Source organism: Candidatus Nitrosopumilus sp. bin_6a (assembly GCF_054095695.1).
Genome location: NZ_JBSWSR010000002.1, coordinates 181,193 through 196,831, shown reverse-complemented (window position 1 = coordinate 196,831; position 15,639 = coordinate 181,193). Strand labels below are relative to the sequence as shown.

Below are 15,639 nucleotides of genomic sequence, written 5' to 3'. Positions count from 1 at the left end.
ATTTAATCAGTAATAGGCAAAATGGAAATTTTTGATCTTTTCTAATACCGATTTGGTATTTTCATAGAAAATAATGAGAATCAAGTAGTTTGAAATATAAGCAAATAATCAAAACTAGTCGGATTGAAAACAATTTTTGTTTCAGGTACTGCTGGTTCAGGAAAATCATTGCTTTCATCAAAGCTTCATGAATACTATACAAAAAATGGAGCATTTGCAGCTGTTTTGAATTTAGACCCAGGTGTAGAGAATTTAGTATATACCTGTGATATTGATGTAAGAGACTATGTAGATTACGTATCAATCATGCAACAGTATGATCTGGGACCAAATGGTGCCATGGTAATGGCAAATGATTTGATTGCATCAAAAATTGATGAGATTCAAAATGATGTTAACAAAGTCAATCCAGATTATTTAATTGTCGACACGCCAGGTCAGATTGAATTATTTGCATACCGTTCAAGTGGATGTTTTATTGTAGAGAATCTTACATCAGAAGAGAAAACAAGCATATTTCTTTTTGATGGTGTGCTAATCAATACCCCAGTTAACTTTGTTTCAATTGCGTTACTTGCTACATCAATAAGATTGCGTTTGAACTTGCCAACAATTAATGTTCTAACAAAGGCAGATCTTATCGGAGATAAAATAAAAGAAATTTTGCAATGGTCAACAAATTTGAAGACATTAGAGAATGCCATTGCTAAGGATACTGATGGTGATACCTATACTCTAACTACAAATATTTTACGAGGGTTGAATCTGGGTGGATTTGCACAGGGGTTGATTCCAATTTCAAATGTGACTGGAGATGGCTTTGTCAATCTTGAAGGCGCTTTAAGCAGAATTCTTAATTTGGGTGAGGAAGTAGAAGGTTAGATGGCATCCAAAGTCACAGTCAAAGCACCTTCTTCAACTGCAAATTTAGGTCCGGGATTTGATGTGTTCGGATTAGCATTAGACGCATTTTATGACACAATTACATTAACTAGAACAAAAAACGGAGTCAAAATAATCTCAGATGATAACATTCCTACAGATCCTGAAAAAAATACTGCAGGGTTGGTGGTAAAAAACATGAAGAAAAAATTCAAAATTAAAGAAGGCCTTGAAATAAAAATCAAAAAAGGAATCCCTGCAGGATTTGGAATGGGGAGTAGTGCTGCATCAGCTGCAGCAGCTGCAGTAGCATTTGATAAATTATTTGGATTGAAATTAAGTGGAAATAGTTTGGTAGAATTTGCAGGATCTGGAGAAAAAGCAAGTGCTGGAACAGTTCATTATGACAATGTTGCAGCTTCTGTTCTAGGTGGTTTTGTAATTGTAAAAACGAATCCTTTAGATGTAATCAGAATCAATCCGCCAACTAATCTTAGAATGTGTGTTGCAGTTCCAAGTATTGATGTTCCAAAAAAGAAAACCAAGGTTTCAAGAGGAGTAATTCCAAAAAAGATCAAACTAACAGATAGTATTTTGAATTTATCAAATGCCTCAGCAATTGTTGCAGGATTTATGAAAAAAGATCCTGAAATGATTGGAAATTCAATAAAAGACGTGATAGTTGAACCTGCTAGACAGCATATGATTCCAGGGTTTGCTAAAGTCAAAGAAAATGCTATCAAAGCTGGGGCATTAGGTGTTACAATCAGTGGAGCAGGACCTTCAGTGATTGCATTTTCAAAAAGTTCAGCTGATTTAAAAAAAATCAGTTTGGCCATGTCAAAAGGATTTGAATCTGCAAATACAAAATGTCAGACTATAATTTGTAAGCCTAGTAAAGGTGCAGCAACTAGCAGGTAGTTGAATAAATTATGAAAAAAGCAGTCATTGTTTTTAGCGGCGGTGTTGACTCTGTGTGTGCAGTTTCATATCTGAAATCAAAATATGATCTATATGGAATTACGTTTTCATATGGACAAAAGGCAAATAGTGAAATTACATCTGCCAAATATTTTGCAAAAAAACTAGGATTAAAACAACATAAAATAATTGACATAGGTTTCATGAAAGATTTGTATGGCAATTCCAATGTTTTAACAAGTTCTAAAAGAAAAATCCCTAGCAAGTTTGAGTACTCTATTGTGGTTCCAATCAGAAATGCAGTTTTTCTATCAATTGCCTCAGCATGGGCTTTTACTCTTAATGCTTCAATGGTAGCATATGGTGCACATACAGGAGATCAAAACTATCCTGATTGTAGACCAAATTTTGCAAAAAAACTAGAAACCGCATTTAATCAAGGAGAAATTGACGGAATCAAATCAAAACTCCGAAAGGAGATTGAGATTTGGTCGCCATACCGTCAAGGATTATCAAAGAGTGATTTGTTAAAATCAGGAATGAAAATTTTGGGTGATTCCATATTCAAAACCTGGAGTTGTTATTCAAATAAAAAATATCATTGTGGAATGTGTGAATCTTGTAACAACAGAAAAATTGCATTTGTAAAAGCTGGTATTACAGATAAAACAAAATATCTCTAGTAACTATTTTTCAGAATTTTCTTTTTTAAAATTAATCCTCTTATTCCAATATACCAAACTAAAAAGAACAGACCAACAATTCCCATAAACATATAATTTTGAACTTCTGGAGATAGTCCTTCAATGGAATCAGTAATTTTACTTGATACCAGCATAGAGATTGCAATTACAATTATGCACTCAATTGCATACCATGTCCAGTTGGGCCAGGATTCCTTTGGAATGTGAATGTATGGATTTGCCCCCATATCTGTGATCAAAAATATTGATTATTTAATTTTTCAGTATGTCTATAAGGACAGATCAGAGGCACGTTGTCTAATTAGTGACATAATTCCAGCTTTTTCCTCTTTATTTTCATAAATTCCTCTAAATGCGGATGAGGAAAGTGTTGCATCATTTTTGACACCACGCATTTTCATACAAAGATGTTCTGCATCAGCTAAAACAACAACTCCCTTTACTCCCTGTGAGAATAGCTCATCTGCAATATTTTTTGTCAAGCGTTCTTGAATTTGAAGTCTTTTTGAATATTTTTCAACTAGTCTGACGAGTTTTGATATTCCAAAGACTCTACCATTTGGAGAATAAGCAATGTGAATTTTTCCATAAAATGGCAACATATGGTGTTCACACATGGAATAAAATTGAATATCACGGGCAATTACTACATCAGAATCTTCAGAGAATTGAACTGATAGTTCTGAATCAGAGTCATATCCACCAAAGATTTCTTTATACATTTTTGCAATTCTTTCAGGAGTTTCTCGTAACCCTTCACGTGTAGGATCCTCACCAACTTCAATGATTAATTCTCTAACGAGTTTTTTTACACGTTCTTGGTCCATTTAATATTCTCACAGAATTTTTCTAGTATTTGAACCTAATCTGATTTTTAGGCAGGTGCCACGATTATGGGGCTCCAATGAATTTGTGTAGTTGGGGTACTACTTTAACATCAATGTAATGAGGATATACCAAATCATATAATTCCAGTAAGAGATCCAGAGATGGTTCTGAAATACCATATGTTGGTTGGATAATGAATCCGCTAATATCGTCATTTGATACGATATCAAAAATTTCCTTTACTAATTTTTTAAATTCGTTTGGTTGAGTTTTTGAACTAACTACAACTTTGATGTATGTTGTTTTTTTTGATTTCATAGATGACTCAAGGCATTTTAGTGTATGACCAATTAATTTTTCATAATGTTTTGAGTCAACAAATTCAGAATCTTTTGTTTTAAATTCAATTTTTACAATATCAATAAACGGTAAAACATGATTGAATCTATCAATATCAAAACATGATGATTCAAGATATGTTGGAATTTTTTTGTCTTGAACATGTTTTGCAAGCAATCCCACTGCTTCATGTTGAATCAATGGATCACCACCTGTGAAATTCACTTTGTATGTTTGATTTTTCAAGTTAGAATCAATTAGTTGAGTTGCCTCTTCAATAGAATATTCTTTTCCAGAATCCAATGGAAGTGATTCTTTGGTATCACAGTAAAAACAAGTAAAAGGACATCCTGCTAATCGAACAAAAAGTGTCTTTGTCCCATAAAGAATACCTTCGCCTTCAATTGATGTAAATATTTCAAATAATCTTACTTTCAAGTAATAATTGTAAATTTTTTCATTATTTATTCAGTGAGTTTCTAATGCATTACTGGTTCTTTTGTATAAAATAATCCAGAGATGAAGAATATTATTCCCAAGATGCCAATTGTGCTTCCTACAAGTTCAATCTGATTCCGAAGATCTGCTTCAAGTGGAGCCCACAACCATGCCATTAAAGCACCTACAATGATCATTGGAATTCCTACACCAATAGTAATTGCTTTAGATGCCATGTTCGAATTGTTTAGAAAATGTATATGAAGCTTATGCTATCTACTGAATTGATTTTTTTATCATATTTACGATTCTATTTAATTCTCCAAATTTTTTCTTGGCATCAGAGATGTTACCTTCAGATATCAAACTTTCAATTTCTGTAACTAAAGAGTTGGCTTTATCAAGTTCTGGAGATTCAGGATCTGCTTTATCAAGAATTTTTTGAATTCTCTCTAATTGTTTTAAAACAAATTCTTTGATTCTATCTGATGCAGAATTTGATGTAGATTCACGAATGTGTTGTTTGATTGAATCAATTAATACTTTAATTTCCTCAATCGTTTGAGCTGCACCAGTAAAATCATCAGAATTTATCTGATCATTAGCTAAAGTGAATAATCTTTGGAATTCTTTTGATTCAATTTCTGTTTTTTGTTTTTCAGATATTGATTTTAGATTCTGGAAATATTTGTTTAATCTATTTAACTCACTTTTAAGATCCCTGTCAGATTCATCAGTAGTTATTTTTGTCTCAGTTGTAGGAACAAAAGTTATTCTAGAAATTTGTTGGAATAATTTCATCGCTGTAAGAAAATCTTCTCTTGCTTGTTTCATATCGTTTGTTTTGAGATTATCTTCCAATGATTCTACTGCTGTGTGCCCTTCTTCATACAGATCTTCTATTTCAGTAGGAATTGAATCTCCATAAGATCTGTCTAATTGGTTTTGTATTTGTTTGTCTGCTTGTTCAGCAATTCGTAATAAGATATAGGGATCACTTTGTGCATATGTATCACCTACAAATGATGTAGTACCAAAAATCAATACAAATATTGTAAAAATTGCTAATGTTTTCATTCTTCTTCCTCCATGTTCTTTCGTAGTTTTACCAGATTTTGTAAATCCTTCTTTTCGATTTCAATAATTCCATTACGTTCCAATCTTTTTACTGCACGCCACATTGTAGTTCTTGGTTGTAAGAATTTTTTGCGCAATTCACTTTCTAGTGCCTCTCCTCCATTATTAGAGATAAACTTCACTATCTCTTTATCATCTTCACGAATATCTGGTTTTAGTTTAAAGATTGATTCTGTATCAATTGTTTCAGTTTGTGTTAATTTTTGATCCTGTATTGGTTGTGTTGATTTTTGTTCCTGTATTGGTTTAACAATTTTTTGTTTTGAACGGGTGATTACTACAGTTCCAATTACTACAGCAGTTACAACTCCACCAATTACTGCATACATAAGATAATCTGGTTGAGATGTGGAATCAGTTACATTTGGAGAATCAGTAATTACTACAGGTGTGCTAAATAAATAATTGATTTCGACGTTACCGCCAGAAAGAGTTAATTGATTTTTGTCATTAATAATTTCCATATTAATAGGAAGACTAGTCATTCCAACAATGGCAGAATTTTTTGGTAAAAGTAATGTAAAATCAGAAGGGGCATCTAAAGAGAATGTCCAAACTTTACCTTGTTTTGATACCAAATCATGAATATCATATTCTACAGAAATAACAGAGGATCCAAATGTTTCAATTAAAGCAGAATCACCCAGTATGTTAGCATCAAGTAAAAAATTATTTTCACCTACAGCTACTAGATTATCAATAGTACTTCCAAATAGATCCAGCTCATAATCAGTTGCAAGCGGATCTACATCAATCTCTGTAGAGACATGGGTTGAACCGTCTGGATATATTATCAGATCTAGTGTTCTAGGAGAACTGAATGAGGACTGAATTGGCATTATGGCTGCTACGATAATCATGCTAGCTACCAAGAGAGGTACTTTGACCATTGTATCGACAATGCCATCAGTCCTTACAAAAAGCATTCCATCTTCTCGAAGATACTCTTTCCTATGAATTGGTACGATTTCTGGATTCATATGCTCAATACCTTAGATTCATGCTTTCAACTAATCCCTGAAATCTCTTGAACTCCTGGAAGAACTGGAGTCCTTTTTCAGTAATCAAAAAGACTCTATTTCTGTCATTTTTGACGGATTCGACTAAGCCTGCTTCTACCAGTTTCTCACATTTGTCTAGTACTGCGTAGTGAGATAGGTTGGCTTTGCGAGAGATTGCAGATACAATGACTCCACCACGACCGCCATCAGCGGTAACGTCTAAGATATCACCCATTATGCCCATTTCGGACCTGTATTGTTGTTTTGACATGCTCTAGTATACAACAACGTAGTTTATGAGGAACATTTTGAAACTTCATAGCGGAACGCAAAGCGGAACGGCAGTTTCATCAAAAAAAATAGTGTATTTTTGTTAATTTTCAAAAAATAGAAAAATTTTGGAGAAAAATCATGCCTAAGAATTAATTAAAAAAATAGAAAAATTTTGGAGAAATTGCTTTTTAGAGTTTTTTTGAGAAAATGATTCTATTTTATCATATTTTGAGCAATTTTGATAAAATTTGGTATATAAGGAACAGGATGATTCCTCGTCGTTCCTAATCTATCATTCATGCAACGAGTCTCCATGGTAAAACCACGGATTAGGATGATTGAAGCAATTGTCATCCTATTGATGCTTGGAGTTTCACCATTATCTGTAACATACTCATTTGCAGAAATAGACAGTGAGAAAAGTAGAGAATATGGAGCAATTATTACTGAAAAAATGGTTGATGGGAAGCTAATAGCCAGTCATCATTCGATATCTGATGAACTATCAAAAGAGGACTATGAGAAAAATTTGTCATCTAAGGGCCAGACATCATGGGCATATGTCAATTATAGTGCATATAATTCGGGGATTGTTATCTTTGATGGGAAAATAACTAAAATTGGAGATGGTCTATTGAATAATTCAATTGATAGAGATATCTCTGAAGATCTAAGTTTCAAAGTGATATTTTCTGAAAAAAATGCTCAAATAGATCAAGAAAATGCATTTGTACTTTTTTTAATGAATTCAGTAATGAAATATCCTGAGATAACTCATGATATCAAAATACTACATACAGGAGAAATGGCCATAAATTCAGAAAAATCAATTGGAATTAACCAAGAATTTAGAAATTCAGATTAGTAAAATTATCACCATTTTTCTTTAATTGAATAAAAATCATTCACAAGGTCAGCTTTGAGATGCAATGTAACTTTTTATTCCCATTTTGAAAAGTAAATCATAAAATGTTTGATAAATTCAAAAATGACGAGGGTGGAGAAATGGTAGAAGAAAGAAATGAGGGGGTTGATTCTGAAGAATCTAGTTCCATGACTCATTCACCTAGTCAAATTGGAATTGGTGAATTAATGGGAAAGCGGGCAAAATTAGAAGAAGCCATAGATTATGTTGGTTTAATGATAAAGAATCTCAAAGATAAGAGAACTCTACTTGAAAAAGATATTGAAGAGGAATCAGTTGATATTAAAAATCTAAAAGAAAAGCTTCAGAAAGTCAGTGAATACATTGATGATGAAAATAGAGGAATAGAAGAATTAACGAATAAAAGAAAACAAGTAGAAAACGAAGCTGATGAAGTAGGCTCAATAATCAACAACCTAAGAGAAAAATTATCTAGTGTTGATAGAGTTATTGATGATGAAGGTAGTAGAGTTAAGAAAATTAAAGAATCAAGGGATTCTCTAGAAAGTTAGATCTAAAAAATCAGATAATTCTTACAAATAAAAATAATTTTTCAAAATATTTTGTTTAATAAAACTTTGAGGTTGTTGCAACTGATGAATTTGTATCAGAAGGAACTGATGGGAACATTTGTCCCGTAGAACTTTCTGCAACAGCAGCAGCTTCTTTAAGAATACTTTCAGATTCAGCGCTAGTAGTTGCATCATTTCCAAATGCTGCGTCTCCAGAGAAACTATCTGTCATAAAGCCTCCAAGCATTTCAGCCATTTGACCAATTTCTTGTTCTGCTCCTGGCATGATTTTTCCAAGGGATGATTTGAGATTTTTCATCAATCCCATTGTAGGCATTATTGCTACTACAGTATCTCCAAGATCACTACATGTAGTTAATCTTAATTCGATTTGCTCTAAGGCTATTCTAGCACCACTCAAAATCTTTGTAACTTTTCTTACTTCTGCTAATTCATTTCCAAGAACTTTGGTAGTTTGAGTGTCATGCTTTTGTGTTGCTTCTACAATTCGTTGAAATAATTTTGCATCACGGGCTTGTAGATTTGTTAACATAGAATCTAATTTTTTAATTTGTAATTGTAATTTTTTAATTCCTTCTTGGACTCTTGGTTTTAACGCACCTTTAGGCTTGATTGTATCATTGAGTTTTTCAGTAATACTAGGTTTAGGCTGACTAGACCATTTATCAGACAGATTAGGCATGAGTTTGATCTAATAGTATGTACTTAATTTCCGGTGTAAAGAATGGTTAACAGGACATTAAAAATTACTAACTAAGATAGGGGACAATAGGCTTCGGAGATAGATTTTTCTAATTTGAGATAAGGAAATGCATGTAATAATGAATAAAAAATTGATGATAATTCCACTAATTTTGATAATCATAATTGGAATAGCTAGTTTTTCAACAGATTCATCTGATAGAGAAAATAATATTATTTTTCATGTAACACTTGCAGATCCTAATCTTTACAAAAATGGAGAGTACAATAATTCATTGATTCTTGAGAAAGGGGAATATTTTTTCAGGTTTGTTCCAAATGGAAGCAGTCCTAAAGTTTTGTCGATATCACTAAATGGAGATACGTTTGATTTTTCTGAAGATTTTAAACTTGTAGGCACGTTACAAAAAACTACAATTTCTGAATATTTTACTTGGAATTATGATGGAGAAAAAGAATTTTCAATTTCTGAAATGCAAGAAATCGTGATTTCTATTAATCCAAATGGAGAAACTATGAGTTCAATATCAGTAGATATTTTAGAAAATTAAAAGGCGTACACCCCTTTGTTACAGAACATTGAGAGATTTCCTCTCTTTGTCAGCCGTTAACGGTTGATCACTTTTTTCGTTCTGCGGGGCTACGCAGTTTTAGTCGATAGCGATTATATCTTTCGACATTATTAACTATAAGAACTTCAAGTATTTAAGATTTAATATTAAAATTTATGTAAAATCATCATTTTTTATATAATTTTTAAAATCTATCATAGGCTAATGGATCTATAAATTACGAATTTGTGTTTGGACAGTATTGAAATTATCAGGCAAGATTGCACTAGTAACTGGCGGAAGTCGTGGTATAGGATTAGCTACTGCAAAAATATTGTCTGAACATGGAGCAACTGTAGTAATTACTGCAAAAAACAAAGAAAGATTAGAAAAAGCAGTTTTAGAAATTCCTAATGCAATGAGTATTGCAGCTGACATTAGAAAAACAAATGATGTAAAAGATGTTATGAACAAAATCATTGAAAAATTTGGTAAATTAGATATTCTTGTAAACAATGCTGGAATATTTCCAGAGATAAAAAAATTACATGAAATTGATGAAGACGAGTGGAATAAAGTATTAGATGTAAATCTCACAGGACAATTTAGATATACAAAGGAGGCAATTCCTCATTTACAAAAAACATCTGGTTCAATAATCAACATTTCATCAGATGCAGGAATCAAGGCATATCAAGGATTTAACGCAGATGCATATTCTGCATCAAAAGCTGCTTTGATATTATTAACAAAATGCTGGGCATTAGAATATTCTAAAGACAAAATTCGAGTCAATTGTATTTGTCCTGGAGTTGTAGATACGGATATGACTAAACCATTTTTGAAAACTGAGAAAGATAAAGAATTCATGGATAACGAACATCCTATTGGAAGAATTGGACAACCAGATGAAATAGGAAAAGCAGTGTTGTATTTTGTCTCAGATGATGCATCTTGGACTACAGGAGCAGTTCTCACCGTAGATGGAGGGGAATCAATTAAATGAATTCACATGAATTTAATACAACTCTAGAGATTGAAAAATTATGAAAGACAAAAAAGCCAAGGCAAAGTTGATTGTACTTTTAGGAATTATTTGGATAATTATCACATTACCATTACCATGGGTAGTCAACAATCCGGATGTCTCGACTACACAATTCAATACAATAATTGCCATTATAGGAGTAATGTCAATCCCATTCATTGTTTTAGGAGTTGCCTGGACACTAAAGCCAGAACTTACAACCTAGGTAATTTCTATTGAAAGACATTCCAATTCCTGATAAGATTCCTGAATTAGATATTGCCATCAAGGCAGCAAATGAAGCTGGGAAAGCTATTTTAGAAATATATCAAGGAGATTATGAAACATCTACAAAAAAGGATGATTCTCCTATTACAGATGCTGATCTTAAAAGTAACGAAGTCATAAAGAAAATTCTTTCTCAGTCAGAGCATCAGATTTTATCTGAAGAAGATAAAGATGATCTAAGTAGATTATCAAAAGAAACAATTTGGATTGTAGATCCCCTTGATGGAACTTCAGATTTCATTGATAAAACAGGAGAATTTACAGTGATGATTTCCTTGATTAAAAACAAAAGACCAATTCTTGGTGTAATTGGATGGCCTACGGAAAAAACATTGTTTGTGGCACAAAAAGGTAGTGGTGCATTTAGATTTTCAAATGAAGAGTGGAAAAAAATATCAGTTACAAAAGTTTCAGAAATTTCAAAATGTAAAGCTGTTGGATCAAGACATCACTTATCAGATAAAGAAAAAGCATTCATTAAAAAATTAGGTATTGAAGATTTTACAAGTATTGGTAGCTCATTAAAAGTTGGAAAGATTAGTTCGGGTGAAGCAGAAGCATACATTACAACTACAAACAAAATGAAAGAGTGGGATTCGGCTGCATCATATTGTATAATTTTAGAAGCTGGGGGCAAGATGACTGACATGTCAGGAAATGATCTTACATATAACAACAAAGATGTGTATCACCAAAATGGAATTCTAGTAACTAATGGACTAGTTCATAATAAAATAATTGAAGAATTTAAAAAATTAGAGTAGGTTTCTTCCTTTAAGAAAGTCCCTTACTTTGTTTGCACTATCTGAAAGTGAATCATGTTCTGTATCTATAACTAAATCAGCTTTTTCTGGAGCCTCATATGGATCGTCAATTCCTGTAAATCCCTTAATCTCTCCTTTTCTTGCCTTAGCATACATACCTTTGACATCTCTTTCTTCACATTTTTCAAGTGAACATTTTACATAACATTCTGCAAATTGATCACCTGCATCGATAATCTCTCTGGCATTTTCTCTGTTCTCAAGATATGGAGATACAAGAGAAACTGCACTTGGAACACCATGTTTTAACAAAAGCTTTGCCAAATGAGCTACTTTTTTGTTATGCTCATCACGTCCAGCTTTTGAAAAGTCTTTTGGAGAAAACCATTCTCTTAGTTCATCTCCATCAAGCATTGCCAAATTTGGAATATCTTTCTGCAAATCTTTTACGATTGTAGTCTTTCCTGAACAAGGAAGACCAGTCATCCAAAGAACGAAAGGTTTCATGAATAAAAATATCGGAATAACCCATAAAGAGCTTACGTTAATTTTTTGCCCAAGGTTGGTTTTCTAAATAATCAATTTCAGCGATCATTTCATCTACTTTTTTTACTATTGCAAACACTGATCTGTATTGTTCATACATCTCAATTTCTTCTTCTTTAGATAATACGTCTGCTTCAGCTTCATCAAAAAATTTGTTTTCCTTGTTAAGATGGTCATTTAGAAATATGCCATAAGTTCTCAAATATCTTGATACTGGTTCTTGTGCATCTTCTCCATCTTTCCATCTTTTAAGATGATTTGATATTTGTCGCGCAATGTTTCTTCCAAATTCGTGTTCTATCATAAATTTTCGAATTTCTTCTTTCAATGAATCATAGCTTGCCACACAAGGAAAATACGAATCCTCTTCTCGTGAATGATGGATCGTGTCAACGAATTCTGAAATTATTATAGTAATTTTAGTTAGATCCGAAAATGGAATTTTAGTACCTTTGTATAGTTCGTCAGCACACTTGGCAACTAATTTTTCTAAACGACGAACTTGGATATGATCTGCACGTAGTTGATTTGTAGCACTCATAATGTTCTAGTCAGTAATATGTTATTTAAAAATCAGCAAATAGCCTATAATAGTGAATTAACCGAGTTTAACTTCAATCCAGAAATATTTACGATTATTCATGAATTTCATATTTTTATCAATCTTGAATTTGTTTCAAGGTCAAATTGACAATATTCAGTTATCCAATTTTGATATTTCTATGATTTTTGACAAATTTACAGAACTACAAGATTCCATAGGAGCATTATCAGCTCATGATGGACCCATTGCTGAAGCTCATGTAATTTTACTTGCAGCAGGAGTGGTTATTTTCTTAGGAGTAGCTGGGGAGGCATTTTTCAAAAAAACTGGCATTCCAGATGTTGCTTTTTTAATGATTCTAGGTGTAGTTATTGGACCAGTACTTGGATTAATTCAGCCTGAGGCAGTAATCCAAGTTGTTCCATATTTTGCGGCACTTGCATTAATTATAATCATGTTTGATGGTGGATTAAATCTAGATATCAAACATGTCATAAAAACTGCTCATTTTTCAGTTACACTAGCAGTACTTGGTTTTATTTTATCAGTTGTAATGATTACTCTTGCTGCTCATTTTGCTTTAGGATGGTTATGGTTAGAAAGTATTCTTTTAGGATCAATTGTTGGTGGCAGTAGTTCTGCAATAGTTTTTGGTCTGGTCAGAAATGTGAAAATTTCAGAAGAGACTAAATCTATGCTAAGTTTTGAATCTGCATTAACTGATATTTTAGCTACAATCATTGCATTCATTCTATTTGAGGCTGTATTAGCAGGTCATTTTGATATTCAAACATTACAAGAAACTATTGGAAGAGCTGTTGTTGTAGGTTTAGTTCTTGGATTTGGAGTAGGTATTCCATGGATGTATGTTTCAACAAAGCTTGGAAATGCTCAACACGGCTATATGCTTACATTAGGTGTTTTGTTTGTTTTATTCTTCTTAGCAAATTCATTTGGAGAATCTGGTGCATTAACTGCATTGGTCTTTGGTTTGATGATTGGAAACAAAAGTCATCTAGCAAAGATTCTCAGATTCAAATTACCAAGAATTGAATTAGATGATCCTACACATAATCAATTGACATTTTTAGTCAGATCATTTTTCTTTGTATTTGTAGGCTTGATGGCAAGTTTTGGCCAAATCGAGTATTTGATTTTCGGAGTTTTGATGACAATTGTTGTATACTTTGGAAGAGTGTTTGTTGGAAAGATCACATTAACAAAAAGATTTTCACGTTTGGATAGGGCTGTAACAAACTCAATGATTCCACGAGGTTTAGCTGCTGCTGTACTTGCAACATATCCTATAACTATGGGATTACCAAATGCAGAGGCGTATCCACAACTTGTATTCTTTATTATTTTATCATCAGTAGTTATTACAACAATAGGATTAGGAAAATCAAAGAAGATCCCCCCTCCAGAATCGGTTGAGGGTGGATTTGTAAAATCATTGGAGGATTCCAAAGAAAATTTGATTGAAAAAACAGAAAAAATATCTGATTTGCATATTGATGATAAGATTGAAGGCGGATTTGTAAAAAAAGAATTTGATAATTCTAAAAAAGAATAGATTATAGTTCTAGTGATTCTTTGAGACCTTTGTACCTATTTCGAATTGTAACTTCTGTAACATTTGCAGCCTCTGCAATGTCACGCTGAGTCTTATCCTCACCATTTTTCACACAAGATAGGTATAATGCTGCAGCTGCCAATCCCATTGGATCTTTTCCTGCAGATACTTCGTTTTCTTGTGCCATTTTCAATACTTTGGTAGCATATCTTTTTGTTTTCTCAGCAATTCCAATCCTGCTTGCAATTCTTGCAACACACTGAATGGAATCAGTTACTGGCATTTTCAAATCTAGTTCTTTGACTAGTAATCTGTAACATCTTGCAATATCTTTTCTTTTGATGTTAGCTGCTTGCTCTACATCTTTTAGATTTCTTGGAGTTGATGTATCACGACATGCAGCATATAGTGCTGCAGCCATTAATGCTGAGATCGAACGTCCTCTAACTAGTCCTTTTTCTAGTGCTTTTCTGTAAATGTAAGCTGCTTTCTCAATTACAGAGTCAGAAATTGCAAGTTTGTCTTTTAATCTGTTTAATTCACTGAATGCTTGTCTGAAATTTCTATCAACTGGCTCATGTACTTGGCTTCTACTATCCCAAGTTCGTAGCCTCTCAATGGTACTTTTCATAGATGCTGAAAGAGGTCTACCAGATGCATCCTTGTTGACAGGGTTGATAATTGTTGCAAGACCCATATCGTGCATTGTTAATGATGTTGGTGCCCCAGCTCTTGCTTTGTTGCCACCCTCATCTTGGGTAAAGGATCTCCATTCAGGGCCTGCTTCTTGTAGTTTTTCAGTAATTACAAATCCACATTTAGAGCAGAACATTTCTCCTGACTCATTATCAGTAACAAGCTTTCCCTGAGCACATCTAGGACACAGTTCTTTTGTTTTGCTTACCATGAACGATTCTGGAGTTGTATGTTGTTTGGTATTTATGAATCAACAGGTTTTTTATAAATTAGCCATAAAAATAACTAAAAATTCTAGATTAGAAAGTTATGATTCGAGTTTTTCTTTAATTGATTGAATGTATTTTTGATTATACACATTAAACATCTGAATTTTATCTTGAGCCAAGGCCATGGCACCAGGTCTGCTGTTGATGTGAGTTTCAGCAATTTTTTGTTCATCTAAAAGTTTTTCAAGATTAATTTTTGGTTTTGATGCCAATTCTGCAAGTAATGTTGAGAGTTCTTTTTCAAAATTATCTCGGGTTTCAGGTATTGCAGGCGGATCTGCACCTATGATTTCTTTGGTTGTAATGTTTCCAAATACTTTCTTGTCTAATTCGATCAATAATGAAAAGTATAATCAGTTCTATAAATTTAATTTCATTTTTAAAAGAAATTGGAAAAAGTGAGTGCAGTGCAATCAAACTTTTTATCTTTGGATAATTTTATTTTATTTTATGACATATTGTATAGGCGAATGTAAAAAATACAAGGCAGTAAAACCATCAGAAATAGGCAGATATGCTGCTGGACAAAAAAGATGCAATTATTGTGAGATTTTTGTTGAATATGAGGGAATTGTTTGTCCATGTTGTAATAGACAGTTAAGATGTCTGCCAAGAAGCAGAAAAGGCAAAGAAAAGTACATGACTCAAATCGTTAGATAAATTCATGCCTAAGAATTAAAGTTCTGTTTATAAGAAGT

General features: G+C 32.8%; 23 protein-coding genes. 11 read left to right on the top strand and 12 right to left on the bottom strand.

Annotated features, from left to right (window positions below; all coding sequences use genetic code 11):
• Nucleotides 1-123: 123 nt before the first annotated feature.
• The 3 genes from ACW9XA_RS03760 to ACW9XA_RS03750 are packed head-to-tail and all read left to right on the top strand — an operon-like array spanning nt 124 to nt 2,486.
• Nucleotides 124-882, top strand: a complete 759-nt coding sequence (locus tag ACW9XA_RS03760; RefSeq protein ID WP_457763056.1) for a PRK13768 family protein — start codon at nt 124-126, stop codon at nt 880-882.
• The gene (locus ACW9XA_RS03755; protein WP_457763055.1) at nt 883-1,803 is read left to right on the top strand and encodes a homoserine kinase; all 921 of its coding nucleotides are present in this window, start codon (nt 883-885) and stop codon (nt 1,801-1,803) included.
• Between the two features lie 11 nt (nt 1,804-1,814).
• Nucleotides 1,815-2,486: a 7-cyano-7-deazaguanine synthase gene (locus tag ACW9XA_RS03750; RefSeq protein ID WP_300325700.1), complete on the top strand. Its 672-nt coding sequence runs from the start codon at nt 1,815-1,817 to the stop codon at nt 2,484-2,486.
• Here the strand turns inward: ACW9XA_RS03750 and ACW9XA_RS03745 are convergent.
• From ACW9XA_RS03745 to ACW9XA_RS03715, 7 genes are all read right to left on the bottom strand, one after another.
• Nucleotides 2,483-2,734, bottom strand: a complete 252-nt coding sequence (locus ACW9XA_RS03745; protein WP_457763054.1) for a hypothetical protein — start codon at nt 2,732-2,734, stop codon at nt 2,483-2,485. The genes ACW9XA_RS03750 and ACW9XA_RS03745 overlap by 4 nt on opposite strands.
• A 42-nt stretch (nt 2,735-2,776) precedes the next feature.
• Entirely contained in the window at nt 2,777-3,334 is a 558-nt protein-coding gene (folE, locus tag ACW9XA_RS03740) for a GTP cyclohydrolase I FolE (RefSeq protein ID WP_457763053.1), read from the bottom strand.
• A 64-nt stretch (nt 3,335-3,398) separates the two neighbouring features.
• Complete coding sequence (locus ACW9XA_RS03735) at nt 3,399-4,112, bottom strand: 7-carboxy-7-deazaguanine synthase QueE (protein ID WP_457763052.1); 714 nt, start codon at nt 4,110-4,112, stop codon at nt 3,399-3,401.
• Between the two features lie 41 nt (nt 4,113-4,153).
• Nucleotides 4,154-4,348, bottom strand: a complete 195-nt coding sequence (locus ACW9XA_RS03730; protein WP_457763051.1) for a hypothetical protein — start codon at nt 4,346-4,348, stop codon at nt 4,154-4,156.
• Nucleotides 4,349-4,388: 40 nt separating this feature from the next.
• A complete protein-coding gene (locus tag ACW9XA_RS03725; protein ID WP_457763050.1) occupies nt 4,389-5,189 on the bottom strand; it encodes a hypothetical protein in 801 nt (266 codons plus the stop codon).
• On the bottom strand, nt 5,186-6,229 hold the full coding sequence (locus tag ACW9XA_RS03720; protein ID WP_457763049.1) for a helix-turn-helix transcriptional regulator: 1,044 nt from the start codon (nt 6,227-6,229) through the stop codon (nt 5,186-5,188). Before ACW9XA_RS03720 ends, ACW9XA_RS03725 begins: the two co-directional genes overlap by 4 nt.
• A 4-nt stretch (nt 6,230-6,233) precedes the next feature.
• Complete coding sequence (locus tag ACW9XA_RS03715; RefSeq protein ID WP_016940139.1) at nt 6,234-6,521, bottom strand: winged helix-turn-helix domain-containing protein; 288 nt, start codon at nt 6,519-6,521, stop codon at nt 6,234-6,236.
• A 315-nt stretch (nt 6,522-6,836) separates the two neighbouring features.
• Between ACW9XA_RS03715 and ACW9XA_RS03710 the strand changes: the two genes are divergently transcribed.
• Both ACW9XA_RS03710 and ACW9XA_RS03705 read left to right on the top strand, forming a co-directional pair.
• Nucleotides 6,837-7,388, top strand: coding sequence for a hypothetical protein (locus ACW9XA_RS03710; protein WP_457763048.1), 552 nt, complete (start codon nt 6,837-6,839; stop codon nt 7,386-7,388).
• Nucleotides 7,389-7,492: 104 nt separating this feature from the next.
• Nucleotides 7,493-7,960: a transcriptional regulator gene (locus tag ACW9XA_RS03705; protein ID WP_457763047.1), complete on the top strand. Its 468-nt coding sequence runs from the start codon at nt 7,493-7,495 to the stop codon at nt 7,958-7,960.
• A 55-nt stretch (nt 7,961-8,015) separates the two neighbouring features.
• Here the strand turns inward: ACW9XA_RS03705 and ACW9XA_RS03700 are convergent, their stop codons facing one another.
• Nucleotides 8,016-8,663, bottom strand: coding sequence for a Snf7 family protein (locus ACW9XA_RS03700; RefSeq protein ID WP_457763046.1), 648 nt, complete (start codon nt 8,661-8,663; stop codon nt 8,016-8,018).
• Between the two features lie 139 nt (nt 8,664-8,802).
• Here ACW9XA_RS03700 and ACW9XA_RS03695 point away from each other — a divergent pair, with 139 nt between their 5' ends.
• From ACW9XA_RS03695 to ACW9XA_RS03680, 4 genes are all read left to right on the top strand, one after another.
• The gene (locus tag ACW9XA_RS03695; RefSeq protein ID WP_457763045.1) at nt 8,803-9,234 is read left to right on the top strand and encodes a hypothetical protein; all 432 of its coding nucleotides are present in this window, start codon (nt 8,803-8,805) and stop codon (nt 9,232-9,234) included.
• Between the two features lie 262 nt (nt 9,235-9,496).
• Entirely contained in the window at nt 9,497-10,240 is a 744-nt protein-coding gene (locus ACW9XA_RS03690; RefSeq protein WP_457763044.1) for an SDR family NAD(P)-dependent oxidoreductase, read from the top strand.
• 40 nt (nt 10,241-10,280) lie between these two features.
• Nucleotides 10,281-10,487, top strand: coding sequence for a hypothetical protein (locus ACW9XA_RS03685; protein WP_457763043.1), 207 nt, complete (start codon nt 10,281-10,283; stop codon nt 10,485-10,487).
• 10 nt (nt 10,488-10,497) lie between these two features.
• A complete protein-coding gene (locus ACW9XA_RS03680; RefSeq protein WP_457763042.1) occupies nt 10,498-11,313 on the top strand; it encodes a 3'(2'),5'-bisphosphate nucleotidase CysQ family protein in 816 nt (271 codons plus the stop codon).
• On the opposite strand, the gene cysC is transcribed toward ACW9XA_RS03680, so the two are convergent.
• Together cysC and ACW9XA_RS03670 are read right to left on the bottom strand one after the other, a co-directional pair.
• On the bottom strand, nt 11,305-11,820 hold the full coding sequence (cysC, locus tag ACW9XA_RS03675) for an adenylyl-sulfate kinase (RefSeq protein ID WP_457763041.1): 516 nt from the start codon (nt 11,818-11,820) through the stop codon (nt 11,305-11,307). The genes ACW9XA_RS03680 and cysC overlap by 9 nt on opposite strands.
• Nucleotides 11,821-11,857: 37 nt before the next feature.
• Nucleotides 11,858-12,400 (bottom strand): hemerythrin domain-containing protein, encoded by a 543-nt coding sequence (locus ACW9XA_RS03670; RefSeq protein WP_300323071.1) that lies wholly within the window; start codon nt 12,398-12,400, stop codon nt 11,858-11,860.
• A gap of 100 nt (nt 12,401-12,500) precedes the next feature.
• Here ACW9XA_RS03670 and ACW9XA_RS03665 point away from each other — a divergent pair, with 100 nt between their 5' ends.
• Entirely contained in the window at nt 12,501-13,976 is a 1,476-nt protein-coding gene (locus ACW9XA_RS03665; RefSeq protein WP_457763040.1) for a cation:proton antiporter, read from the top strand.
• Between the two features lies 1 nt (nt 13,977).
• On the opposite strand, the gene ACW9XA_RS03660 is transcribed toward ACW9XA_RS03665, so the two are convergent.
• Nucleotides 13,978-14,883: a transcription initiation factor IIB gene (locus ACW9XA_RS03660; protein WP_457763039.1), complete on the bottom strand. Its 906-nt coding sequence runs from the start codon at nt 14,881-14,883 to the stop codon at nt 13,978-13,980.
• 96 nt (nt 14,884-14,979) lie between these two features.
• Nucleotides 14,980-15,279 carry a hypothetical protein gene (locus tag ACW9XA_RS03655; protein ID WP_457763038.1) on the bottom strand — a complete coding sequence of 100 codons (300 nt, stop codon included), beginning with the start codon at nt 15,277-15,279 and terminating at the stop codon, nt 14,980-14,982.
• Nucleotides 15,280-15,391: 112 nt separating this feature from the next.
• On the opposite strand from ACW9XA_RS03655, the gene ACW9XA_RS03650 reads away from it, so the two are divergent.
• A complete protein-coding gene (locus ACW9XA_RS03650) occupies nt 15,392-15,601 on the top strand; it encodes a hypothetical protein (RefSeq protein ID WP_457763037.1) in 210 nt (69 codons plus the stop codon).
• Nucleotides 15,602-15,639: the final 38 nt, after the last annotated feature.